The organism is Conexibacter sp. CPCC 205762 (assembly GCF_030646155.1).
In the GTDB taxonomy this organism is placed as follows: Bacteria; Actinomycetota; Thermoleophilia; order Solirubrobacterales; family Solirubrobacteraceae; genus Conexibacter.
This window is the reverse complement of sequence record NZ_JAUTDN010000007.1, coordinates 110313-131562: the sequence shown is the minus strand read 5'-3', so window position 1 is coordinate 131562 and position 21250 is coordinate 110313. Positions and strand designations below refer to the sequence as shown.

The following is a 21250-nucleotide window of genomic DNA, read 5'->3' as shown; positions in this document are numbered from 1 at the left end:
GCTCCGCGCATGAGCCGTTTCCAGCGCGCGCCGGGCGATCCCGAGAGACAGCGGGCGACCTCGCTCGAGCTGTTCTACGACCTCGTCTTCGTCTTCTCCGTCACGCAGGTCTCGCACCTGCTGCTGAACCACCTCACGTGGGAGGGCGTCGGGCAGTCGGCGCTCGTGCTGATGGCCGTCTGGTGGTCGTGGAACTACACGACCTGGGTCACGAACGAGCTCGACCCCGAGTCGGTCGTCGTGCGGCTGATGCTGATCGCGGTGATGCTGGCGTCGCTGCTGATGGCGGTCGCGATCCCGGAGGCGTTCGGCGACCGGGCGCTGCTGTTCGCCGGCGCCTACGTCGCGATCCAATGCGGCCGTCACGCCTTCCTCGCCTTCGCCGCGCACGAGCGCGGCACGCCGGAGCGCGAGCGAGCCGAGCGGATCCTGATCTGGTTCGCGATCGCCGGCCTCTTCTGGATCGCCGGCGGACTGGCAGAGGAGGGGACGCCGCGGACGCTGCTGTGGCTCATCGCGCTGCTGATCGACTGGACCGCGCCGCTGCACCTCTACTGGCTGCCCGGCAAGGGCCGCGGCGCGAGCCAGGCGTGGGACGTGCAGACCTCGCACTTCGCCGAGCGCTTCCAGCTGTTCGTGATCATCGCGCTGGGCGAGTCGATCGTGCTGACCGGCGCGCCGACCTCCGAGCTGGAGCTGAGCGGCGAGCGCGTGCTCGCGTTCGCGGTCGCGTTCCTGACGACGGCGGCGATGTGGTGGCTCTACTTCAACTACGTCGCGACGATCGCCGAGCGGCGGCTGGAGCTGAGCGAGGAGCGGACGAAGCTCGCGCGCGACGGCTACACCTACCTGCACGTGCTGCTGATCGCGGGCGTGATCGTCTCCGCCGTCGGCGACGAGCTGACGATCGCCCACCCGGGCGAGGTGCTGCCCGGGAAGGAGGTCGCGATCAGCGTCGCCGGCCCGGCCATCTACCTGCTCGCCCACTCGCTCTTCCGCTGGCGGCTGACCGGCTCGCCCGGCTGGAAGCGGCCGGCCGGCGCGCTCGCCTGCGTCGTCGTCGGGCTCGTCTTCGGCGCGTGGGCCTCGGCGCTCGTCGTCGCGCTGCTGGTGCTGGCCGTCCTGATCGCGGTGATCGCCTCCGAGTACGTCAGCGGGCGCAGGCGCTCCGCGCGCGGGGAGCCGACGCCGCTCGACGCGCTGAACCAGCAGAGCCTGCCATCCTGAGGGCATGAGCAGCACGCCACTCGCCCCCGCGGCGGCCGGAGCGATCGCCGCCGAGGCGGCGCGTCGGCGCACGTTCGCGATCATCTCCCACCCGGACGCCGGCAAGACGACGCTGACCGAGAAGCTGCTGCTGTACGCCGGCGCGCTGCACGGCGAGGCCGGCTCGGTGAAGGCGAGATCGGGCAGACGCGAGGTCACCTCCGACTGGATGGAGCTGGAGCGCAGACGCGGCATCTCCGTCTCCTCGACGGTGCTGCGCTTCGACTACGAGGGCCACGTCTTCAACCTGCTCGACACCCCTGGCCACAAGGACTTCTCCGAGGACACGCTGCGCGTGCTGTCCGCCGTCGACGCGGCCGTGATGCTGATCGACGCGGCGAAGGGCGTCGAGCCGCAGACGCTGCGGCTGTTCGAGGTCGCGCGGGCGCGCAGAATCCCGCTGCTGACGTTCGTCAACAAGTACGACCGGCCCGGCATGGAGCCGCTGGAGATCCTCGACCACCTCTCCAAGGTGCTCGACCTGGAGGCGATCCCGGTCAACTGGCCGGTCGGCATCCCCGGCGCCTTCGAGGGCGTGATCGATCGCAGATCGAGACTGTTCCACCGCTTCACGCGCACGAGCGGCGGCGCGACGATCGCGCCCGAGGAGATCCTCGACGCCTCCGGCGCCTCCGACGACGACCAGGCGTGGGCGACCGCGCGCGAGGAGCTGGAGCTGCTCGACGCGGTCGACGAGGAGTTCGACGACGCGGCCTTCCGCAGCGGCCAGACGACGGCGCTGTTCTTCGGCTCGGCCGTCTCCAACTTCGGCGTCGGGCCGCTGCTGAGAGCGCTGGTCGACCTCGCCCCGGCGCCGTCGCCGCGGCGCGAGATCGACGCCGCCGGCGAGCCGGCCGGCGCACGCGCGCTGGAGCAGCCGTTCTCCGGGCTCGTCTTCAAGGTGCAGGCGAACATGGACCCGCGCCACCGCGACCGGATCGCGTTCGTGCGGATCTGCTCCGGCCGCTTCGAGCGCGGCATGCGCGTGACGAACGAGCGCACCAACCGCTCGCTCGCGATGGCGCACGCGCACGAGGTCTTCGGCCGCGAGCGCTCGCTGATGGAGGAGGCCTTCCCGGGCGACGTCGTCGGGATCGTCGGCGCCGCCGACACGCGCGTCGGCGACACGCTCTACCTCGACGAGCCGGCCCGCTTCCCGGCGATCCCGTCGCTGGCGCCGGAGTTCTTCATGTTCGTCCGCAACGCCGACGTGTCGCGCTACAAGCAGTTCCGCCGCGGACTCGAGCAGCTCGACGAGGAGGGCGTCGTGCACGTGCTCCGACGCGAGGCCGCCGGTGACCCGGTGCCGGTGCTCGCGGGCGTCGGCCGGCTCCAGTTCGACGTCGCCGTCAACCGCATGGAGAACGAGTTCAACGCCTCCGTGCGGCTGGAGGAGGCGCCCTGGAACGTCGCCCGCCGGACCGAGCCAGAGGACGTGCCGATCGTCCGCCAGGCGACCGGCGCCGAGGTGCTCGTGCGCGCCGACGGCACCCACCTCGCCGTCTTCCGCAGCGAGTTCGTGCTGCAGCGACTGGAGCGCGATCACCCCGAGATCACGCTCGATCGCCTGCTGACGCGCTGAGCGCCGACGCGCCAGGATCCTTACAGCGGTAGGACAAAGGTCCAATACTGGCGCGTCAGCACTCTTACCCATGGAGGAGCGGCCTCCGGACGGAGGAAAGTCGCGTGCATGACCGCACGTTCACGTGCGCCGCGACGGCATACGGCGCTCGCACTCATTCCGTGCGCGGTCGCAGGGGCCCTCGCCTTCGCGCCCGCCGCCGCCGACGCCGCGTCGGCTCCGAGACGCCTCTACGCCTGCGTCACGTCGGAGTACAACACGCTCAACCTCACGACCAAGAACGCGCGCTGCCCAAGCGACCAGTTCAAGATCTCGTGGGACGTCTCGGGCAGAGCGGGTCAACGCGGGCCCAGAGGCGCGAGAGGCACGCCAGGCAGAATCGGGGCGCCCGGCAGAGACGGCGCGACCGGACCGCAGGGCCCGGCAGGCGCCGTCGGCCCGCAGGGCGCGGTCGGTCCCATCGGTCCTGTCGGCCCCGCCGGCAGAGAAGGCTCCCCTGACACGCCGGCCCAGATCCTCGCGAAGCTGCTGACGGTCGACGGCCCCGGCTCGGGCCTCGACGCGGAGTTCCTCGACGGCAACGCCGCCAGCTTCTACCAGCAGCGCGTCAGCGGCACCTGCACCACCGGCCAGTACATGCAGGCGGTCAACGCCGACGGCACGGTCAGATGCGACGACCCGCTCACCGGGACGATCAGAGCGCCGCTCAGAGTCGCCCAGGGCAACCCCACCGGAGAGGCGATCACCGCCACGGTCACCGACCCCTCCAACAGCTCGACCGCGCTCTCGGTCAACCACTCGGGCACCGGCAACGGGATCGACGTGACGATGCCGAACATCTCCGGCGCGCGCGCGATCAGCGTCCAGCACAACGGCGTCGGCCCCGGCGTCTTCGCCAACACCGTCGGGGGCAATTCGATCTGGGGCGTCACCGGCTCGATATCGGCCGCGGCCCTGATCGGCGACTCCTCCTCTGGCGAGGCGGTCGTCGCGCGTCAGAACGGTGCGATCTGCGAGAGAAACATAGGCAGATGCAACGGGATAGGCGCCGTCGTCGGCCGCCACGACGGCACCGGCGGCTTCGGCGTCCGCGGCTTCGTCACGGATCCGAACGGCGCGATCGGCGTGATCGGCCAGGCCGGCATCTCGGGCGGCACCGGCACCGGCGTCCGCGCCGAGAACGTCAACGCCGCCAACAACGACAACGCCCTCGAAGCCGTCACCAACGGCAACGGCAACGCCCTCTTCGCGCAGGGCAGAACCAACGCGGCCTACTTCAGAGGCGGCGTCACGATCGAAGGCGACCTGACCGTCACCGGCACCAAGTCCGGCTTCAAGATCGACGACCCCCGCGCCCCATCGCAGCGCACGCTCACGCACACGCCGCTGGAGACCGACAGCCTGCAGGTGACATACAGCGGCAACGTCACGACCGACGACAGCGGCCGCGCGACCGTGCAGCTGAAGAGCTACGCGACCGCGATCGCGCGCGACTGGCGCTATCAGCTCACGCCGATCGGCCAGTTCGGCCAGGTGATCGTCAGCCGCGAGGTCGGCGGCGACGGCTCGTTCCAGATCCGCTCCGAGCATCCGCGGACGAAGGTCTCGTGGTCGGTCATCGGCGTCCGCAAGGACCCGCAGGCCAGCCAGGACGCGATCAGAGCCGTGACCGCCAAGACCGGCGCGGCGAAGGGCCGCTACCTCGACCCGACGCTCTACGGCAAGCCTGCCTCGCAGGCCGTCAACCGCGGGATCAGACCGACGATGGGCGAGGGCGGCGCGCGCGCCTCGGCCGGCCACCCGAAGCTCGCCTCCGAGCGCTGATCCGCTAGTCGCCGCCAAGGTCGAAGCGCGTCTCCTCGACGCGCTTCGACGGCGCGAACCAGACTGTCACCGCGCCGCCTGGCGCCGCCTCGAACTCACGGCCGATCAGATAGGTCCATTCGAGGCGGTCGCGAGCGTCGCGGGATCGATAGGTGGGACGCCCGAGCCGCTGGCGGACCTCCCGGTCGGTCGACCCGGCCGGTACGGCACACGCAGCGGTCGAGCGACCGAGCGACCGCCACCGGCGTGCCTCGAGCCGCGTCGGCACGACGCGCGCGTCGTGCCAAGCACCGGCGTCGAAGCGATGCCGATCGCACGCGGGCGCGTCGTCGCGGGCGATCCACAGCACGGCTCCGGCGAGCACGAACGTGCCCGCCAGAGCCGCGACGACCGTTGTCCGGTTCTTGAACCAGGCGATCTCGGCTCACCCCGCCGATCTGCACGGCTCTCTCAACGCGGGCAGTCTCCGTCCCGAGTTGTCGATGAAGACGAGGCCTCTCGACGGCCAGCGACGCCGATCGCTGCTGAGCACCGCGACGGCGGCGTGCTCCCGGATCTCACGGCAGATCTCGCGATCGGTGCCGTACCGTGGTGTGCCGTTGCTGGTTCTGAACGGCTTCGACGCGACGAAGTCGTGGCCGACTCTGTCGTTGTGCAGATCCATCCGCGCCGGCAGCGACGTGAGGTCGTTGGCCTCATGCGCCGCGGCCATCAGCCACGCCGGCTCGGTGTCGCCATACGCGCGCCCGGCCGTGCCCGCCATGATCCCGGTCCAGTAGGCGTGCTTGAAGGCGTTCGCGCGCGTGCGATCCTCCCCCTTCGCTCCTCTCCCGAAGACGCCGTCGGTGACCCGCTCGGCGATGTCGCGATCGGTCGCGAGGCCGTCGCAGATGTCGGCGTATCTGACGCAGAGGATGATCTCCGTCTTGTTGGGCCGGTTGACCGACGCTCCGTTCGCGAGCAGCGACGGCCCGTCCTGTGCGGAGCGAAGGTCGTCGAGCTGCCGCACGAGGCGACGGTAGGAGACGTCGTTCCAGATCGTTCTGTTGGTGTCGACGACGACGGGATAGAAGACGTCGGCCACTCTGTGGCCGACCGTCACGGTCAGCTGGTTGCCGTTGAGCGAGTATCTGTAGGCCAGCGATCTCTCGGTGGCGTCCTTGGCCCAGGTCGACGTCAGCACGTACTGCTGGACGCCGGCGCCGTCCACGACGACGACCTCGTCACCGCCGTTCACCAGTCTCAGCGACTGGCCCGCGGCGAGGGTCGGGGCCCAGGAGTAGGACTCTCTCGCGTCCGCGTCGCCGATCACGAACGTCATCTTTCTGTCAGCCGGCGGATTGGCGATCGTGAAGCTGTGCGAGAGGACCGATCCGACGTTGCCGGCGCTGTCGATCGCCTGCGTCTCGACCACGATCGTCTCGCCGACGAAGGAGCCGGGCAGGGAGAGTCCGTCGGCGGTCATCTCGGCCCAGTCGGACCACGCGCCGCCGGCTCGTCTGTAGCGGAATCTGTACGAGCCGCCGCCGCTTCCCGGGGTGCCGTCCGCGAGCGCGGGATCGCCACCGGGGTCCCAGTCGAGCTCCGCGGCGCCAGTGTCGGGATCGAGATAGCTCGTGAACCCTCTCGCCGCGAGCGGTGCGGTGCGGTCGATGAAGACGGTCCAACTTTCCGACGAGGTCGTGCTGTTGTCGTCAACCGCCTCCGTCGTGAACGTGTGTCTGCCCTCTCTGAGCGACGACGGGTCGTATGCGAGTTGACCGCTGAGCCGCGTCCACGAGGCGGTGCCGCAGCAGTTGTCGAGCGTTCTCACGAGCGTGCCGTCGACCTTGAGCGTGAACCGTCTCACCCCGCCGGTCGCATCGGCCGCACTCGCGTCGACCGAGTACGGCGCGATGCCTCTGTCATACCCCCCGTTGAGCGCCGGCAACTGCCCGCTCGTCGCCAGCGCGGGCGCGGTGCCCGGCTGGACGAGATCGACGACGAGATCATCGTTGTAGAAGTACGTCTTGCTTCCGCCCGCGGGCGGCGCCACCGTCGTCGTTCTGGCCGGGACCGGATCGAAGCCGGTCGCCCAGGCGAACGACGTCGACGGTTGATCGACGCCGGTGTTCGAGACCGGCGTCACGGTCGCCGGCTTCAGCGTCGTGCCGATCCACCCGATTCTGAGTGCGCTCGCGTCGGGCAGCCCGATGCGCGTGAGGCGCCCGAGCCCGTCGTAGGCGTATCTGGTCGAGGAGCCGCTCGGCGGTGCGTACTCGACAAGCCGGTGATCGCCGTCATAGGCGTATCTGCGCACCGCGCCGTTCTCGTCGGTGATCGTGCGCATGTCGCCCGATCCGTCATAGCCGAACGTCGCGCTGTGGCCGTCGGTGTCGGTCATTCTCACGACGCCGTTCAGTCCGTAGGAGGCATTCATCTCGTAGCCGTAGTCGGCAGTGATCTTCACGAGCCGCTGCGATGGCGACGAGGCATCGAAGGTCCAGATGTCCGGAACTTCGTGGAACTGGATCGTGACTGTGCCCTCTCTCTGCTCCGTCAACGTCGCCTCGAGGCCGTCCGGCGCGGTGAACGAGCCGTCCGCGTTGCGCCGGAAGACGCCGTCGGCGGCCCCGGGGCCGAAGAGGACGTACGAACCGTCGTCGGCGTTGCGCTGCAGCGCGATCGAGCCGATGTCTCCGCGAGAGCCCGCGCCGAACGTGCCGCCGGTTCCGGGCGCGAGGCTGTTGAAATACCGGGAGAGCGGGAACGTGCCCTGCCCGCCGGTGAATCTGATGTCGTCAGACTGAACGACGACGTTGCCGTTTCCGACGTTGACGGCGACGACCGTCCCGTCGCTGAGGGCGAACCGCTCGTAGGTCTGTGACGGCGCGAACCCGGTCCGCTCCGCGTACCACGTTCTCAGCAGGAATCTCTCGAAGCCGATCCCGAGCGGCTGGTTCTCGTCGACCGCCTTCAACAGCACGTCGGTGGCCGTCGCTCTGCCGCTCGCGACTCGCTGGACCGGCTCGGAGACGCCGAACCACACGCGGTTCCCGTACGCCGCCTGCGGCACGCTCCGGTCCGTCACGGCCGGCGTCTCGACGTCACCTCCGGGCGTCGTCCAGAGCGCTGAGGAGGTTGCCTGGTTCCACGTCGCCTGCGCGCTGAAGCCGCGCGTCAGCGCATGGACCGCGATCTGCCCGTCGGCTCTCGCGGTCTGCTGAGCGTAGAGCGGCTTGAGGCCGGCCGACAGGACGAGCGCGCCTGCCGGCACACCCGGAACGACGTGGACGAGCAGACGGTGCCGGCGACCGCCGTCGCGCCCGACGATCAACGGCGTAGCAGGGTGACAGCGAGCGCTGTTCGCCGACGACCCGTCGATGATCTCGCAGTACTCGCCGGCGTAGTTGTCGATCGTCTCCGCCGCGCTGTCGAGCGTGACGTCCTGCGCGCCTGCCGTCCCCGACAGCGTCGCGAGCGCCACGAACGTGGCGCCGAGACAGCTCCGGAGGCCCGTCAGATCCCTGACTCGGATCGGGCTTGCCATCTGTTCCCCTCGATAGCGGCACGGCTTTCCCGCGCCGAGAGCGCGACCGTACGGCTCCGCCGGTGACGGGCCTGTGCGGGAGGAGGTTCTGCACGGGAACCGGCACGCCCGGCTGAACGTTCCTACCGTAAGGCAACTTATTCCTGTTTGATGGTGATCAGGGCGTCAGCGCGACGGCCGCCTCGGGCGTCGCGACACGGAAGGAGAAGCTCTCCTCCAGGTAGAGGTTGACGACCTCGCCGTCGTGGCTGTCGTAGCCGACCGACAGGTCCTGGCCCGACTCGAACCGGAGGTCGCCGCCGCGCAGCGAGACGACGACCGCGCCGCGCACGCCCGGCGCCCACACGAGCGGGCCGCCGACGATCTTCTTGAGGTGGTCCAGCAGCGGGTAGCCGCCGCGCTCGGTCGTCTCGATCACGCCGGTGTACGCCTCCGGGCTGAGCGCGATCCCGTACGGCCCTTCGATCCCGGCCGACAGCAGCATCTCGACCGCTCTCGCGACGTGCGTCGGGTAGCGGTCGTAGGCGTCGTCGCCGAGCGCGATCGGCGGATGCGACGACTCGTCGCAGAGGCCGGCGATCCCGGCGCTGCCGAGGCCGTGGAAGATCGCCACGTTCTCGGCGACGGCGATTCTCGTCGCGGCCGCGTCGAGCGCGTCGAAGTCGGCGTCGACGGCGCCGCGGTCGAGGTCGCGCAGCTCGCTGCGCGCGACGGTGAACGGCGCCCGCAGCTCGACGAACGGCAGCACCCGCCGCTGTTGCGCGACGACGCCCTCGACCGGCTCGCCGTCCAGCGGCGCGACGCGGCCGAGGTTGGTCGCCGAGCGCTCCCAGCCGAACGGGCCGGCGAAGTCGACCAGCTTGCGGCCGGCGAGCGCGGGCGTCAGCCGCTCGCGCGCCTCCGTGTCGATCTCGCGCCAGCCGGCGTCGGTGATCGGCGCGTGCTCTCGCAGCAGATGACTCACAGCGTCGCTCCCTTCAGGCTTCCGATCCCGAGCGAGCCGTCGCCGCTCGGGCCGCTTGCGCCGGCCGCCGGCCCGGCCGCCTCGGCGCCGCCGCCCTCGTCGCCGCTGGCCGCCTCGGCCGCCTCGCCGTGCTCGACGATGTCGCCGCCCTGGAACAGCACGCCGTGCGCGATCTCGCGCCAGCGCGGCGTGCGCCGCAGCAGGTACTCGAGGTCCATCGCGAAGTGCTTGAACTCCTCGCCCTGCGCGTCGCTCATGATCGCTCGCGCCTCCGCGTCGGGCTCGACCGCGAGCCGCTGCTCGTACCAGCCGATCGCCTCCGCCTCCTCGGTCAGCGAGGCGCACATGCGCGCGAAGGTGCGTGTCTGCGGCGACAGCTCCTCCGGCGGCTCGTGGTACTGGTCGAAGCCCATCGGCGTCTCCTCCTGGTCGTTCCTCAGCCGAGCAGCCTGCGCAGCTGCTCGGCGCCTGCCTCCGCACCGTACGGCGGAGTGTCCGGCTGGTGTTTGCGGCCGCCCTCGGCCAGTGTGCCCGCGTCGACGGCGTCGAATCCGATCTCGTCGATCAGCTCCCCGACGACCCGCTTCGCGTCCGCGTCGTCGCCGGAGATCGGGATCGCGAGCCGCGCCGGGTCGCCGGCCGGCAGCCCGCGCTCGGCCAGCCAGGCGGAGTAGATCGCGTTGAACGCCTTCACGACGCGCGCGCTCGGAAGCCGCGCCGCGAGCAGCTCGCTCGACGTGCTGCTGTCGTCGTCGAGGACGGCGATCTGGCCGTCGCGGCCCGGGTAGTAGTTGTTCGTGTCGATCACGATCGTGCCGGGCGCGACGCCGTCGGCCGGCAGCCGGTCGATCGCGTGCAGCGGGATCGAGACGACCGCGACCTCGCCGAAGCGCAGCGCCTCCTCGGCGGTCACCGCGCGCGCTCTCGGGCCCAGCTCGGCGACGAGGTCGCCGAGCGTCTCGGGCCCGCGCGAGTTGGCGACCGCGACCTCGTGGCCGGTGCGCGCGAAGTGACGCGCGAGCGCGCCGCCGATGTTGCCGACGCCGACGATGCCGATGCCGATGCGGACTGCGCTGGATTCGCTCATCGTCCGAACATAGCCGGCCGCTCACCCCTGCTCGCCGCGCGCGAGCCGGTACGGCTCCAGGCCCAGCTCCTGCAGGTCCAGCTCGCGCTCCAGTCTGTGCATCACCTCGTCGGAGATCGTGCCGTCGTTGCGGAGGCCGATGACGACGGCGCGCTCGGTGTCGATCATCTGCTTGGAGACTCTCGCGCGCGCGTCAGTGTGGACGTTGAGGTCCGTGCCGTCCTCCTCCTCCAGCGTCCGCTCGCCGGCGACCTGCGCCAGCCGGCGGCGGCGCACGTCGAGGTTCTGCAGCATGAAGTCGATCGTCGACGGTCTCGTCCACGGCTCGTCGCGCAGCTCCTCCAGCCGCATGATCGCGGCGTCGGTCGCGGCGCGGCGGGCGATCAGCTCCTCCCGCTCGGCGGCGCCGTCATCCTCGATTCTCAGCATCCGGATCAGCCAGGGCAGCGTCAGCCCCTGCAGCACCAGCGTCGCGAAGATCACCGCCAGCGCGAGGAACAGCACGAGGTCGCGCTCGGGGAAGTCGAGCGGCAGCGCGAGCGCCGCCGCGAGCGAGACGGCGCCGCGCATGCCGCTCCAGGCGCCGACCATCCGCGGCCGCCAGCCAAGCCGCAGCAGCCGCTGGCGCGGGCGCCGGTCAAGCGCGCGGATCAGGTAGGGCGTCGTGTTGAGCCACAGCAGACGGCAGCCGATCACCGCGCCGCTGACGGCCGCGCCGAGGCCGAGCAGCTGCGGCAGCGAGCGCTCCTGGTGGGTCGAGATGTCGTGCAACTGGAAGCCGACGAGCACGAACAGCAGCGCGTTGAGGAGGAAGACGAGCACCTCCCAGAAGGCGTAGCCGGTGACGCGCGAGATCGGGTCGGTCATCTGCGGCGAGTGCCAGCAGCAGACGAGCCCGACCGTGACCGCCCCGAGCACCCCCGAGACGCCGATCTCCTCGGCCGGGATGTAGCCGAGGAAGCCGGCCGCGAGCGACAGCGTCACGCCGACGAGCGGGTCGGCGAGCGCGCGCCGGAACAGCGGCAGCAGCGCGTAGCCGACGACGGCGCCGATCGCGATCCCGCCGGCGACGTTGATCAGGAACTCCCAGCCGGCGCCGAGCAGGTCGAACGAGCCGCCGACGGCCGCCGCGACGGCGACGCGGTAGATCACGAGCGCGCTGCCGTCGTTGACGAGCGACTCGCCCTCGATCACGCTCACCAGTCTCGACGGCACGCCCAGTCTGCGCGCGATCGTGGTCGCGGCGAGCGGGTCGGTCGGGGCGCAGATCGCGCCGAGCGTGAAGGCGACCGCCCACGACATGCCGGGCACGAGCGCGTGCGCGACGAGCGCGACCGCGCCGGCGGTCAGCACGACCAGCCCGATCGCGTTGAGTGTGATCGGCCGCCACAGCAGCTTCATGTCGCGCGGCGAGGCGAAGTAGGCGGCGTTGAACAGCAGCGGCGGCAGGAAGACGAGCAGCACCAGATCCGGGTCGAGCTGGACGTCCGGCAGGCCCGGCACGAAGCCGAGCAGGCTGCCGCCGATCACGAGCAGGATCGGGTACGGCACGTTCCACAGGCGCGCCAGCGCGGTCAGCCCGACGACCGCGAGCAGCAGGCCCAGCAGGGTCAGCTCCAAGTGCTCCATCGCCGCGTGAAGGATCGCGCACGGCGCAAGCGCCGTGGGCGATCCTCAGGCGGCTTCGATCGCCGCGCGCAGGTCGGCGACGAGGTCTGCCGGCTCCTCGATCCCGCACGAGAGCCGCACGAGGTCGGCCGGGACGGCCGCGTCGGAGCCCTCGACCGACTGGTGCGTCATCGCCTGCGGCACCTCGATCAGCGACTCGACGCCGCCGAGCGACTCGGCCAGCGTGAACAGCGTCGTCCGCTCCGCGATGCCGATCGCGTCGGGGTGGCGGAAGGAGACCATGCCGCTGAAGCCGGGCCAGCGGACCTCGCTGACGCCGGGCGCCTGCCGCAGGTACTCCACGACGGCCGCCGCGCTCTCGGCGTGGGCGGCCATCCGCAGCGGCAGCGTCCGCAGCCCGCGGTGCACGAGGAAGGCGTCGAACGGGCCGGGAACGGAGCCGACCGCGTTCTGCACGAACCGCATCCGCTCGTAGATCGCCTCGTCCTTCGCGATCACCGCGCCGCCGACGACGTCGGAGTGGCCGCCGAGGTACTTGGTGGTCGAGTGCACGACGACGTCGGCGCCGTCCTCCAGCGGCCGCTGGTTGACCGGCGTCGCGAAGGTGTTGTCGACCACCACGAGCGGCGTCGGCGCGCCTTCCTGCTGGCTTGCCGCCACCTCCTCCACGACCCGCCGCACGTCGACGACGTTCAGCAGCGGGTTGGTCGGCGTCTCGATCCAGACCAGTCTCGTGCCCGGCTCGATCGCCGCCAGCAGCCTGCCCACGTCGGTCTGGTCGACGAGCGTGTAGCGCAGGCCCCACTGCGTCATCACCTTGTCGACCAGGCGGTAGGTGCCGCCGTAGAGGTCGGACGGCAGGACGATGTGGTCACCCGTTCTGGCGAGCTGGACGAGCACCGCGTGGGCGGCGGCGAGCCCGGAGGAGAAGGCGACCGCTCTGCCGCCCTCCAGCTCGCCGAGCGCCTCTTCGAGCGCGAAGCGGGTCGGGTTGGCGGAGCGGGCGTAGTCGTAGTCGCCGACGAACTGGCCGACGGCCGACTGGCGGAACGTCGAGGTCTGGTGGATCGCGGGGACGACCGACCCGTAGGTCGGGTCCGGTCTCAGTCCGGCGTGGACGGCGCGGGTGCGGAACGAGGTCATCTATCTGGCGAGCGCTTCGAGCAGGTCGGTCCGCGTGACGATACCCGCGGGCTGGCCGTCCTCAGTCGCCAGCAGCGCCTGACGGTCACCGGCCAGCAGCGTGACGGCGTCGCGCACCGGATCATCCGTCGAGACCGCGGGCAGCGGCGGCTCCATCACCTCGACGATCCGCGCGCTCAGCAGCGACGGGTCGTTGACCGCGTGCGCGAGCAGGCCGCGCTCGCCGACCGAGCCGACGATCGCGCTCGCGTCGCTGGCGGAGACGACCGGCAGCTGCGAGACGCCGTGCTCGTGCAGCAGCGAGACCGCGTCGCGCACCTGCTGGTGGGCGTGGACGGTCACCAGCGGCGGCAGCCCGTGGCCCGGGCCGTGGCCGTCGGCCTGCTTGGCGCGCAGCACGTCGCCGACGCGCAGGTCGGCGCCGGAGCGGTCGAGGAAGCCGTGCTCGGTCATCCAGGTGTCGTTGAAGACCTTCGACAGGTAGCTGCGGCCGCCGTCGGGCAGGACCACGACGACGAGCGCGTTCGGATCCTCGATCCCCTGCGCGACCTCGTAGGCCGCCTGCAGCGCGGTCCCGGCCGAGCCGCCGGCGAGGATCCCCTCGACCTGCGCCAGCCGGCGCGCGGCGAGGAACGAGTCTCTGTCGCTGACGCGCACGTAGCGGTCGACGATGCCCGGGTCGAAGGTCTTCGGCCAGAAGTCCTCGCCGACGCCCTCGACGAGGTACGGGCGGACCTCGTCGCCGGGGCCGGCCGAGTAGATCGAGCCCTCCGGGTCGGCGCCGATCACCTCGATCGAGGGGTTCATCCGCTTCAGGTAGCGGGCGGTGCCGGTGATCGTGCCGCCGGTGCCGACGCCGGCGACCAGATGCGTGATCCTGCCGCCGGTCTGCTCCCAGATCTCGGGCCCGGTCGACGCCTCGTGCGCGTCCGGGTTGGCCTGGTTGAAGTACTGGTTGGGCTGGAAGGCGCCGGGGATCTCCTCGGCGAGGCGGTCTGCGACGCGGTAGTAGGAGCGCGGGTCCTCGGGCGCGACGTCGGTCGGCGCGATCACGACCTCGGCGCCGTAGGCGCGCAGCAGGTCGATCTTCTCGCGCGACATCTTGTCCGGCATCACAGCGATCACGCGGTAGCCCTTGACGCGCGCGGCGATCGCGAGGCCGGTGCCGGTGTTGCCGGACGTCGGCTCGACGATCGTGCCGCCGGGCTGGAGCTTGCCGTCGCGTTCGGCCGCCTCGATCAGCTTGACGGCGACGCGGTCCTTGATCGACCCGCCGGGGTTGAGCGCCTCGACCTTCGCGACCAGCTGCGGCGTGAGGCCGGCGCCGTAGCGCGACAGCCGCACGAGCGGGGTGTGTCCGATCGCGTCGAGGATCGAGTCGGCGATGGCGGGTCCGGTGCTGGCTGAGGTGCTGCTGCTGGGAGCGCTCATCATGCATTCCACTGTAGCCCGCGTTCGGTCTCGTTTCAGGAAGTCCGAATAATCGATAGCAATTTACGTGATTCGCCGCAGGATCGTCGGTTTGACGGGTAGGCTTTGGCCGTGATGCAGAACGCCACGCTGGACCCGATCGACCGCCGCCTCGTCGAGCTGCTGTCAGCCGACGCGCGCCTCCCCAACGCCCGTCTCGCCGCCGCGGTCGGGATCGCGCCGTCGACCTGCCTCGCGCGCGTGCGCGGGCTGCAGGAGCGCGGCGTGATCCGCGGCTATCACGCCGAGATCGACCCGGCCGCGCTCGGCCGCCCGCTGCAGGCGCTGATCGCCGTGCGGCTGTCGGTCCACTCGCGCGAGCAGATCGAGGGCTTCACCGCGCACGTGCGGTCGCTGCCGCAGCTGCTGTCGCTGTTCCACATGACCGGCGGCGACGACTACCTGCTGTGGGTCGCCGCCGCCGACCCGCACGACCTGCGCGAGTTCGTCGTCGAGCACCTCGCCAGCCACCCCTCCGTCTCGCACGCGGAGACGAACCTGATCTACGAGGTCGTGCGCGGGAGCGGGATCGTCTAGCGGCGCGTCAGCGGCGCCAGCGGTCGAGCACGAGCAGGGTACGCGTCGCGACGATCCCCTCGCCGTGGCGCAGCGCGTTGATCGCGTCGCGCAGCTGGCCGGCGTCGTCGACGACGATCCGCACGAGCGCGTCGGGATCGCCGGCGAAGCTGTACGCCTCCTGCACCTGCGGCAGCCGCCGCGCCAGCTCCAGCACGGCCGAGACGTCGGCGTCGCCGCGCACGCGCAGCTCCGCGAACGCCTCCACGCCGCGCCCCAGCCGGCGCTCGTCGACGATCGTCGTGTAGCCGGCGATCACGCCGTGGCGCTCGAGCCGGTCGATCCGCCGCCGCACCGGCGCGGGCGACAGGTTGACCGCACGGGCGAGGTCGGCGACGCTCGTGCGCGCGTCGGCGCGCAGCAGCTCCAGCAGCGCGAGGTCGACGTCGTCGACGGGAATCGAGCCGGCCACAGTCCGAATCTAGCTCGATTCGTGCGCGTGCGGGCGTGGATCGCGCGCGCTCGTTGCCGTCGCGCGAGTGCGGCGGGACAGTCGCGCCATGACCTCACCGCTGGCGCTCCCCGACCGCGAGCAGGCGCTCGCCCACGCCGCCTCGCTCGTGCTCGACAGCTGGCGCGATTTCGACCGCGCGCGGCCGCTCCAGCCGCAGTTGAACGAGGCGCTGCGGCGGCGGCTCGACGGCCCGCTGCCCGAGCAGGGCGCCGACGCCGACGAGTCGCTGACGCTCGCCGCCGAGGTGCTCGACGCCTCGCTGTCGCAGCCGCGCCCTCGCTACCTCGCCTATGTCGGCTCCTCGGGGCTGGAGATCGGCGTGCTCGGCGACGCGCTCGCCGCCGCGCACGACATCAACGCCGCCGTCGCGACCGGCGGCGCCGACCTGTTCGAGCGCCAGGCGCTGCGCTGGCTCGCCGAGCTGATCGGCTTCGGGCAGCCGTTCGACGGGGTCTTCGCGGCCGGCGGGACGATCTCCAACCTGACCGCGCTGGCGGCGGCGCGCGAGCAGGCGCTGCCGGGCTTCCGCTGGAACGGCGGCGACGGCCGGCCGCTCGCGCTCTACTGCTCGGCCGATGCGCACTACTCGGTGCGGCGCGCCGCCGAGCTGCTGGGGATCGGCGGGCGCAACGTGCGCGCGCTGCCGCTCGACGAGCGGCGGCGGCTGTCGGCTCCGGCGCTCGCGCAGACGTTGCGCGACGACCTGCGCGCCGGCGTCGTCCCGGTCGCCGTCGTCGCGACGACCGGCACGACGCTGACCGGCGCGGTCGACCCGCTCGACGCGCTCGCCGACATCTGCGCCGAGCACTGCGTCTGGCTCCACGTCGACGGCGCCTACGGCCTGCCGGCGGCCGCGACCGCCTCCGCGCGGCCGCTGTTCGCCGGGCTGGAGCGGGTCGACTCGGCGACCGTCGACGCGCACAAGTGGCTGTCGGTGCCGAAGGCCTGCAGCGTCCTGCTCGTGCGCGACGGCGCGGCGCTGGAGCGGACCTTCGGCCACCGCGAGAGCTACATGCCGCACGACGCCGCGCCGACCCATCCGGTCGACCGCACGCTGGAGTACTCGCGCCCGCTGCGGGCGCTGAAGCTGTGGCTCGCCTTCCGTGTCCACGGCGCCGCCGCCTTCCGCGCGGCGATCGAGCGCAACCTCGCGCAGGCCGCGCTGCTGTGGCGGCTGCTGTCCGACCATCCGCGGCTGGAGCCGCTGCACGAGCCGGAGCTGTCCGCGCTCTGCTTCCGCCACGTCAGCTGCGCGAGCGGCGACGCCGGCGCCGACCGCGCCGCGACCGCCGCGCTGGTGCGCGCGATCGAGGCCGACGGGCGGATCTACCTCGCCGCCGCGACGCTCGACGGCGTCCCGTGCCTGCGCGCCTGCTTCGTCAACCACCGCACGACCGACGCCGACGTGGCGGCCGTGGTTGAGGTCGTCGACGAGCTGGCCTGCGCGCTCGCCGCCGTGCCGTCAGCGGCCGCCTGACCCGCACCCGCCGCCGACGCGCTCGCCGCGTCCGTCAGCCCGCGCCGCGGAGGCGCTGCAGCCGCTCGACGGCGGCGGCGATCGTCTGCGGCGACTTGCAGAAGGCGAAGCGGACGAGTGTCGGCGCGCTGTCCGGGCTCGCGTGGAAGGCGCTGGCGGGGATCGCGACGACGCCGGCGCGATGCGGCAGCTCGCGGCACCAGGCGGCGGCGTCGGTGACGCCGAGCGGGGCCGCGTCGGCGTTGAGGAAGTACGTGCCGGCGCTGCGGCGGCTGAGCGCGAAGCCGGCGCTGGTCAGGCCATCCGCGAGCGCGTCGCGGTTGGCTTGCAGCTGCGCGGCGAGCGGGGTCGTGAGCCGCTCGGCGTGGTCGAGCCCGTGCGCGACGGCGTGCTGGAGCGGCGTGCCGCCGGCAAAGGTCATGAACTGCTTCGCCGCCCGCGCGGCCGCGACCAGCCGCGGCGGCCCGCTGCACCAGCCGATCTTCCAGCCGGTGAAGGAGAACGCCTTGCCCGCGGAGGAGATCGTCAGCGTCCGCTCGGCCATCCCCGGCAGCGTCGCGAGCGGGACGTGGACGGCGTCGTCATAGACGAGCTGCTCGTAGACCTCGTCGGTGATCGCGATCAGGTCGTGCTCGCGGCAGATCCGCGCGACGCCCTCCAGCTCGGCCTGCGTGAGCACCCGCCCGGTCGGGTTGTGCGGCGTGTTGAGCAGCAGGATGCGTGCGCCCGCCGCCGCCGCTTCCAGCCGCTCCAGGTCGAGTGCGAACTCGGGCGCGTGCAGCGTCACCGGCCGCAGGATCCCGCCGGCCATCGCGACCGCGGCGCCGTACGAGTCGTAGGTCGGCTCGAGCGCGACGACCGCCTCGCCCGGCTCCAGCAGCCCCAGCAGCGCCGCCGCGATCGCCTCGGTCGCGCCGAAGGTCACCTGCACGCCCGCGTCGGGGTCGACCTCCAGCCCGTAGCGCCGCCGCTGATGCGCCGCGACCGCCCGCCGCAGCTCCGGCACCCCGGCCAGCGGCGCGTACTGGTTGCGCCCCGCCCGCATCGCCGCCGCCGCGGCCTCGACCAGCTCCGCCGGCCCGTCCTCGTCCGGAAACCCCTGCCCCAGATTCAGCGCCCCGGTCCGCTGCGCCAACGCCGACATCTCGGTGAAGATCGTGGTCCCGAACGGCCGCAGCCGACGTGCGACGGAGTCGTCCATGCGCCCGCACGCTAGCGGACTCTCTGCCATCCAATACAGCTGGTGTTGAGCTTCTCCACGCCGCGGAGGAGACTCGATTCACGATGACAAAGCACGTGAAGGACCCACCCAAGGAGACCCCGTCGAGACGACTCGGCGCGACCGCCCCCACCCCCGCGCAGCGCAACTTCCTCGCGGTGATCGAGGCCATCGTCAACGATCCGGACGCCAGACGCTGGCCGGCCGGAACGACCGACCGCATGCTCGCCGAAGACCGCAACCGCCTGTACTGATGACCGGTCTCTATGTCGACACCTCCGCACTCGCCCGCCTGATCCAGCGCGAGCCCGACGCGGCGGTGATCCAGCGATGTATGTCGGAGTACGACCAGCTGTGGTCGAGCGAGTTGCTTGCCGTCGAGCTGCGGCGGTTCGGGATGCGTCACCGCATGCTGCGTGATGCTGAAGACCTGCTCGAATCGGTCCGTCTGCTGCCGATAAGTTCGGGAGCGCTGCTGCGCGCCTCCTGCGTCAAACCGGCTGTCGTGCGAACGCTTGACGCGATTCATCTCGATGCCGCGCTGGTGCTCCGCGAGGAGCATGAGATCGCGGCTGTGCTCACCTTCGATCGGCAGCTCGGCCGCGGCTGCGGCCACCACGAGCTCGCGGTCGAGGCTCCGCTCGCCGCCTGACGCGCGCCGGCCCGTCGGGGGAGGCCGGGGCGCCGGGGCAGCGCGACCACGGCGACGCCGACGACGGCGATCCGGATCCCCCTCATGCGGGGAGCGTGCCCACCCGAACCTGGTGTGACGCCTGTGCACGAGGTCGTTCACACCAACACACCGGAAAGACGCTCGGCGGCGCTCACGGGCGTGGCCGTGTCTGCGACCAGCGCCCGGATCCCCACCGCGCCAGCGACCGGGCCGGCGGCGATCGTGCCGTCGGGGGCGATCAGCAGCGCGCTCGGCGTGCCGGCGACGCCGTACGCCTCCGCCGCCTCGCCGCGGCCGACGACGGCGACCGCGAGCGCGTCGGTCAGCTCGCGCTGCCAGCCCGCGACCTCCGGCATCAGCGCTCTGCACGGGCCGCAGGCCGGGTCGGAGAAGACAAGCAGCAGCGGGTTGCGCGCGTCGAGCAGCTCCTGCAGCGCGACCTGCTCGCCCGCGAGGTCGGTCAGCGGCACATCGGGGGCAGGGCGCCCGACGCCCCTCCCCATCGCGGTCTCGAGCGCGTCGAGCCGCTCCAGCAGGCGGCCGTTCTGACGCAGCAGCTCGAGGCCGAACCAGGCGACGGCGCTCAGCGCCACGCTCAGCACGAGCGCCGCGCCGAGTCCGGCCAGCGCAGCGTCGGAGAGGTCGCCGAGCCAGCCGATCAGCGACGGCGCGCCGCCGTCGCGCAGCAGCGCGCTCGCCGCGAGCCCGGCCGCCAACGCGGCCAGCAGCCCGTTGCGCAGCAGCGTCGCACGGCCCGCCGGAGCGGAGTGGAGCTGGCCGAAGCAGTGGCAGTCGGGCGTCTCGCCGGCACGCACCGCGCGCGCGATCGCGGCGGCGAAGCCGAGCAGCAGCGCGCAGGCGCCGAGCGCCGCGTACGGCGCCGTCAGCGGCGGCACGAGCGCCGCCGCCAGCGTCAGCTCGGCGAGCGGCAGCAGCAGCGCGACGGCGCCGGCGGCACGCGCCGGCACGCCGAAGCCGCGCGCGGCCTCGGCGGCGCCGTCGCGGTCGGCCAGCTTGGCCGCGCCGGCGACGGCGAACAGGAGCGCGAGCAGGGCCCGCGCGACGATCAGCAGTGCGGCCATGACAGGTCTCCTAGATCGGCTTGCAGCTGGCGTAGCCGGACAGGTCGTACCGGCAGGTCGTGCTCGGCGGGCAGCAGACGGGCTTGCCGGGCGATTCGCGCGTGCCGAAGCAGCAGTCCTGACCGTCCGGGCAGGGCGTGCCGCCGCAGTCAGAGACGCATCTGCCGTCGAGGCAGAAGCCGCTCTTGCAGCAGTCGTCGCCGCATTCCTCGTAGCCCGGTCTGCATCTGTTCGGCTCGCAGGCGAGGCAGGCCGTCTCCTGCGCCGCCTCCCACGCAGAGCGGCCGCCGCTGGAGACGGCGACGTAGTAGGACTGCGCGACGTTCAGGCACGACATCAGCAGGCCGGTCGAGACGATGCCGTCGCCCGGGTGCTCCTTGACGCAGGCGGTGACGCTCTTGGCCAGGAAGGCGCGATCGCAGGCCTCCTGGTCGCTGCCGCAGGTCCCGTAGCAGCAGTCGTGCGCCTTGCAGCCGTCGAAGAAGCTCGCCAGCAGCAGCGGCTCGTCGGGCACCGGGTCGCTTCTGCCGAAGACGGGCAGCTCGAAGCCGGACTCGGGGCCGCAGCCGTTGAACGTCGAGGGCGTGCCGGAGGGGATCGTCCGCGTCGCGCCTCTGCTCCATCTCTTCGCCGTCGTCCCGGGCGGGCAGGTGCCTCTCGGAACGCTGGAGCAGGTGCCGCGCTGCTTCGCGGCCGGGGCGGCGGTCGGCCATGCGGCCGCGGGCAGCGCCGCGGCGGCGATCGCCCCGGCGCCGACGCGCAGGATCTCACGGCGCGTCATGCCGGCGGCGGCGCCGCGCGCGACGCGGTCGATCAGCGGGCTGTCAGAGCGGCCACGCATCGCCGGCCTTTCGCTGGAGTCGCTCGGCCGTCCGCAGCGCGGCGACCGCCTTCGTCGTCTGGTCGGCGGCGGCCTGGGGCGCGGCCGTCCGCTCGGCAGCGGCGAGCGCGGCGTAGGCGCGCGCCAGCTCGGCGACGCCGCGCGCCGCGGCGCGCACCTGCGCGTCGCGACCGGCGCGGCGGTCGAGGTCGCGGGCGAGCGCGCGCAGCTCTCTCACGGCTCTGTCGAGCGGAGCCGTGGAAGCCGGTCTCGCCGGGCTGCTGCTGAGCTGGCGCCGTTGCGCGCGCAGCGCCGCGGCGGTCGCGGTCTCGACGCGCCGGCGGCGCGGCGTCAGCTCGTCGCGGAGGCGCCGGCGGCGCCGTGTCATCAGCAGCGGCATCGGCGGCGGGCGGACGGGATCGTGAGCATGCGCCCACGATCCCGCGCGGCCGCCG

19 protein-coding genes and 1 pseudogene are annotated in these 21250 nt (G+C 72.2%); 7 read left to right on the top strand and 13 right to left on the bottom strand.

All coding sequences use genetic code 11. The features are described 5' to 3' along the window. Window positions 1-9: 9 nt before the first annotated feature. The 3 genes from Q7L73_RS09345 to Q7L73_RS09335 all read left to right on the top strand — a co-directional run bounded on the left by Q7L73_RS09345 (window position 10) and on the right by Q7L73_RS09335 (window position 4672). Entirely contained in the window at window positions 10-1227 is a 1218-nt protein-coding gene (locus Q7L73_RS09345; protein WP_304689126.1) for a low temperature requirement protein A, read from the top strand. A 4-nt stretch (window positions 1228-1231) separates the two neighbouring features. Then, complete coding sequence (locus Q7L73_RS09340) at window positions 1232-2848, top strand: peptide chain release factor 3 (protein ID WP_304689123.1); 1617 nt, start codon at window positions 1232-1234, stop codon at window positions 2846-2848. 108 nt (window positions 2849-2956) lie between these two features. Further along, window positions 2957-4672, top strand: a complete 1716-nt coding sequence (locus Q7L73_RS09335; RefSeq protein WP_304689116.1) for a collagen-like protein — start codon at window positions 2957-2959, stop codon at window positions 4670-4672. A gap of 4 nt (window positions 4673-4676) precedes the next feature. Here the strand turns inward: Q7L73_RS09335 and Q7L73_RS09330 are convergent, their stop codons facing one another. The 8 genes and pseudogenes from Q7L73_RS09330 to Q7L73_RS09295 all read right to left on the bottom strand — a co-directional run bounded on the left by Q7L73_RS09330 (window position 4677) and on the right by Q7L73_RS09295 (window position 14455). After that, complete coding sequence (locus tag Q7L73_RS09330) at window positions 4677-5036, bottom strand: hypothetical protein (protein WP_304689113.1); 360 nt, start codon at window positions 5034-5036, stop codon at window positions 4677-4679. Window positions 5037-5096: 60 nt separating this feature from the next. After that, window positions 5097-8138, bottom strand: a complete 3042-nt coding sequence (locus Q7L73_RS09325; protein WP_304689110.1) for a hypothetical protein — start codon at window positions 8136-8138, stop codon at window positions 5097-5099. Between the two features lie 220 nt (window positions 8139-8358). Next, the gene (locus Q7L73_RS09320) at window positions 8359-9165 is read right to left on the bottom strand and encodes a family 1 encapsulin nanocompartment shell protein (protein ID WP_304689105.1); all 807 of its coding nucleotides are present in this window, start codon (window positions 9163-9165) and stop codon (window positions 8359-8361) included. A 113-nt stretch (window positions 9166-9278) separates the two neighbouring features. Then, window positions 9279-9578: pseudogene (locus Q7L73_RS09315) on the bottom strand (hypothetical protein); the annotation flags it as partial. Between the two features lie 23 nt (window positions 9579-9601). Beyond that, window positions 9602-10252, bottom strand: a complete 651-nt coding sequence (locus tag Q7L73_RS09310; RefSeq protein WP_304689101.1) for an NADPH-dependent F420 reductase — start codon at window positions 10250-10252, stop codon at window positions 9602-9604. Between the two features lie 21 nt (window positions 10253-10273). Beyond that, complete coding sequence (locus Q7L73_RS09305; RefSeq protein WP_304689098.1) at window positions 10274-11881, bottom strand: Na+/H+ antiporter; 1608 nt, start codon at window positions 11879-11881, stop codon at window positions 10274-10276. A gap of 45 nt (window positions 11882-11926) precedes the next feature. Beyond that, window positions 11927-13024 (bottom strand): PLP-dependent transferase, encoded by a 1098-nt coding sequence (locus Q7L73_RS09300; protein WP_304689095.1) that lies wholly within the window; start codon window positions 13022-13024, stop codon window positions 11927-11929. Continuing rightward, window positions 13025-14455, bottom strand: coding sequence for a cystathionine beta-synthase (locus Q7L73_RS09295; RefSeq protein ID WP_304689089.1), 1431 nt, complete (start codon window positions 14453-14455; stop codon window positions 13025-13027). 114 nt (window positions 14456-14569) lie between these two features. Between Q7L73_RS09295 and Q7L73_RS09290 the strand changes: the two genes are divergently transcribed. Beyond that, complete coding sequence (locus Q7L73_RS09290) at window positions 14570-15031, top strand: Lrp/AsnC family transcriptional regulator (RefSeq protein WP_304689086.1); 462 nt, start codon at window positions 14570-14572, stop codon at window positions 15029-15031. 7 nt (window positions 15032-15038) lie between these two features. On the opposite strand, the gene Q7L73_RS09285 is transcribed toward Q7L73_RS09290, so the two are convergent. Next, complete coding sequence (locus tag Q7L73_RS09285; RefSeq protein ID WP_304689083.1) at window positions 15039-15482, bottom strand: Lrp/AsnC family transcriptional regulator; 444 nt, start codon at window positions 15480-15482, stop codon at window positions 15039-15041. Window positions 15483-15570: 88 nt separating this feature from the next. Here Q7L73_RS09285 and Q7L73_RS09280 point away from each other — a divergent pair, with 88 nt between their 5' ends. Beyond that, window positions 15571-17001, top strand: coding sequence for a pyridoxal-dependent decarboxylase (locus Q7L73_RS09280; protein WP_304689080.1), 1431 nt, complete (start codon window positions 15571-15573; stop codon window positions 16999-17001). Window positions 17002-17035: 34 nt separating this feature from the next. On the opposite strand, the gene Q7L73_RS09275 is transcribed toward Q7L73_RS09280, so the two are convergent. Continuing rightward, window positions 17036-18202 carry an aminotransferase class I/II-fold pyridoxal phosphate-dependent enzyme gene (locus Q7L73_RS09275; protein WP_304689077.1) on the bottom strand — a complete coding sequence of 389 codons (1167 nt, stop codon included), beginning with the start codon at window positions 18200-18202 and terminating at the stop codon, window positions 17036-17038. Window positions 18203-18285: 83 nt separating this feature from the next. Here Q7L73_RS09275 and Q7L73_RS09270 point away from each other — a divergent pair, with 83 nt between their 5' ends. Further along, window positions 18286-18474 carry a hypothetical protein gene (locus Q7L73_RS09270; RefSeq protein WP_304689058.1) on the top strand — a complete coding sequence of 63 codons (189 nt, stop codon included), beginning with the start codon at window positions 18286-18288 and terminating at the stop codon, window positions 18472-18474. Next, window positions 18474-18872, top strand: coding sequence for a PIN domain-containing protein (locus tag Q7L73_RS09265; protein WP_304689052.1), 399 nt, complete (start codon window positions 18474-18476; stop codon window positions 18870-18872). The genes Q7L73_RS09270 and Q7L73_RS09265 overlap by 1 nt, the downstream gene beginning before the upstream one ends. Before the next feature lie 137 nt (window positions 18873-19009). On the opposite strand, the gene Q7L73_RS09260 is transcribed toward Q7L73_RS09265, so the two are convergent. The 3 genes from Q7L73_RS09260 to Q7L73_RS09250 are packed head-to-tail and all read right to left on the bottom strand — an operon-like array spanning window position 19010 to window position 21183. Next, window positions 19010-19975: a MauE/DoxX family redox-associated membrane protein gene (locus tag Q7L73_RS09260; RefSeq protein ID WP_304689048.1), complete on the bottom strand. Its 966-nt coding sequence runs from the start codon at window positions 19973-19975 to the stop codon at window positions 19010-19012. 10 nt (window positions 19976-19985) lie between these two features. After that, window positions 19986-20816: a hypothetical protein gene (locus Q7L73_RS09255; protein WP_304689041.1), complete on the bottom strand. Its 831-nt coding sequence runs from the start codon at window positions 20814-20816 to the stop codon at window positions 19986-19988. Next, on the bottom strand, window positions 20800-21183 hold the full coding sequence (locus Q7L73_RS09250; protein ID WP_304689033.1) for a hypothetical protein: 384 nt from the start codon (window positions 21181-21183) through the stop codon (window positions 20800-20802). Before Q7L73_RS09250 ends, Q7L73_RS09255 begins: the two co-directional genes overlap by 17 nt. Window positions 21184-21250 lie beyond the last annotated feature (67 nt).

Coding starts and splice junctions, on each gene's coding strand:
- Q7L73_RS09335 (WP_304689116.1), top strand. CDS start 2,957: ATGACCGCACGTTCACGTGCGCCGCGACGGCATACGGCGCTCGCACTC.
- Q7L73_RS09345 (WP_304689126.1), top strand. CDS start 10: ATGAGCCGTTTCCAGCGCGCGCCGGGCGATCCCGAGAGACAGCGGGCG.
- Q7L73_RS09305 (WP_304689098.1), bottom strand. CDS start 11,881: ATGGAGCACTTGGAGCTGACCCTGCTGGGCCTGCTGCTCGCGGTCGTC.
- Q7L73_RS09290 (WP_304689086.1), top strand. CDS start 14,570: ATGCAGAACGCCACGCTGGACCCGATCGACCGCCGCCTCGTCGAGCTG.
- Q7L73_RS09255 (WP_304689041.1), bottom strand. CDS start 20,816: ATGCGTGGCCGCTCTGACAGCCCGCTGATCGACCGCGTCGCGCGCGGC.
- Q7L73_RS09340 (WP_304689123.1), top strand. CDS start 1,232: ATGAGCAGCACGCCACTCGCCCCCGCGGCGGCCGGAGCGATCGCCGCC.
- Q7L73_RS09250 (WP_304689033.1), bottom strand. CDS start 21,183: ATGACACGGCGCCGCCGGCGCCTCCGCGACGAGCTGACGCCGCGCCGC.
- Q7L73_RS09260 (WP_304689048.1), bottom strand. CDS start 19,975: ATGGCCGCACTGCTGATCGTCGCGCGGGCCCTGCTCGCGCTCCTGTTC.
- Q7L73_RS09265 (WP_304689052.1), top strand. CDS start 18,474: ATGACCGGTCTCTATGTCGACACCTCCGCACTCGCCCGCCTGATCCAG.
- Q7L73_RS09280 (WP_304689080.1), top strand. CDS start 15,571: ATGACCTCACCGCTGGCGCTCCCCGACCGCGAGCAGGCGCTCGCCCAC.
- Q7L73_RS09270 (WP_304689058.1), top strand. CDS start 18,286: ATGACAAAGCACGTGAAGGACCCACCCAAGGAGACCCCGTCGAGACGA.
- Q7L73_RS09295 (WP_304689089.1), bottom strand. CDS start 14,455: ATGAGCGCTCCCAGCAGCAGCACCTCAGCCAGCACCGGACCCGCCATC.
- Q7L73_RS09300 (WP_304689095.1), bottom strand. CDS start 13,024: ATGACCTCGTTCCGCACCCGCGCCGTCCACGCCGGACTGAGACCGGAC.
- Q7L73_RS09275 (WP_304689077.1), bottom strand. CDS start 18,202: ATGGACGACTCCGTCGCACGTCGGCTGCGGCCGTTCGGGACCACGATC.
- Q7L73_RS09310 (WP_304689101.1), bottom strand. CDS start 10,252: ATGAGCGAATCCAGCGCAGTCCGCATCGGCATCGGCATCGTCGGCGTC.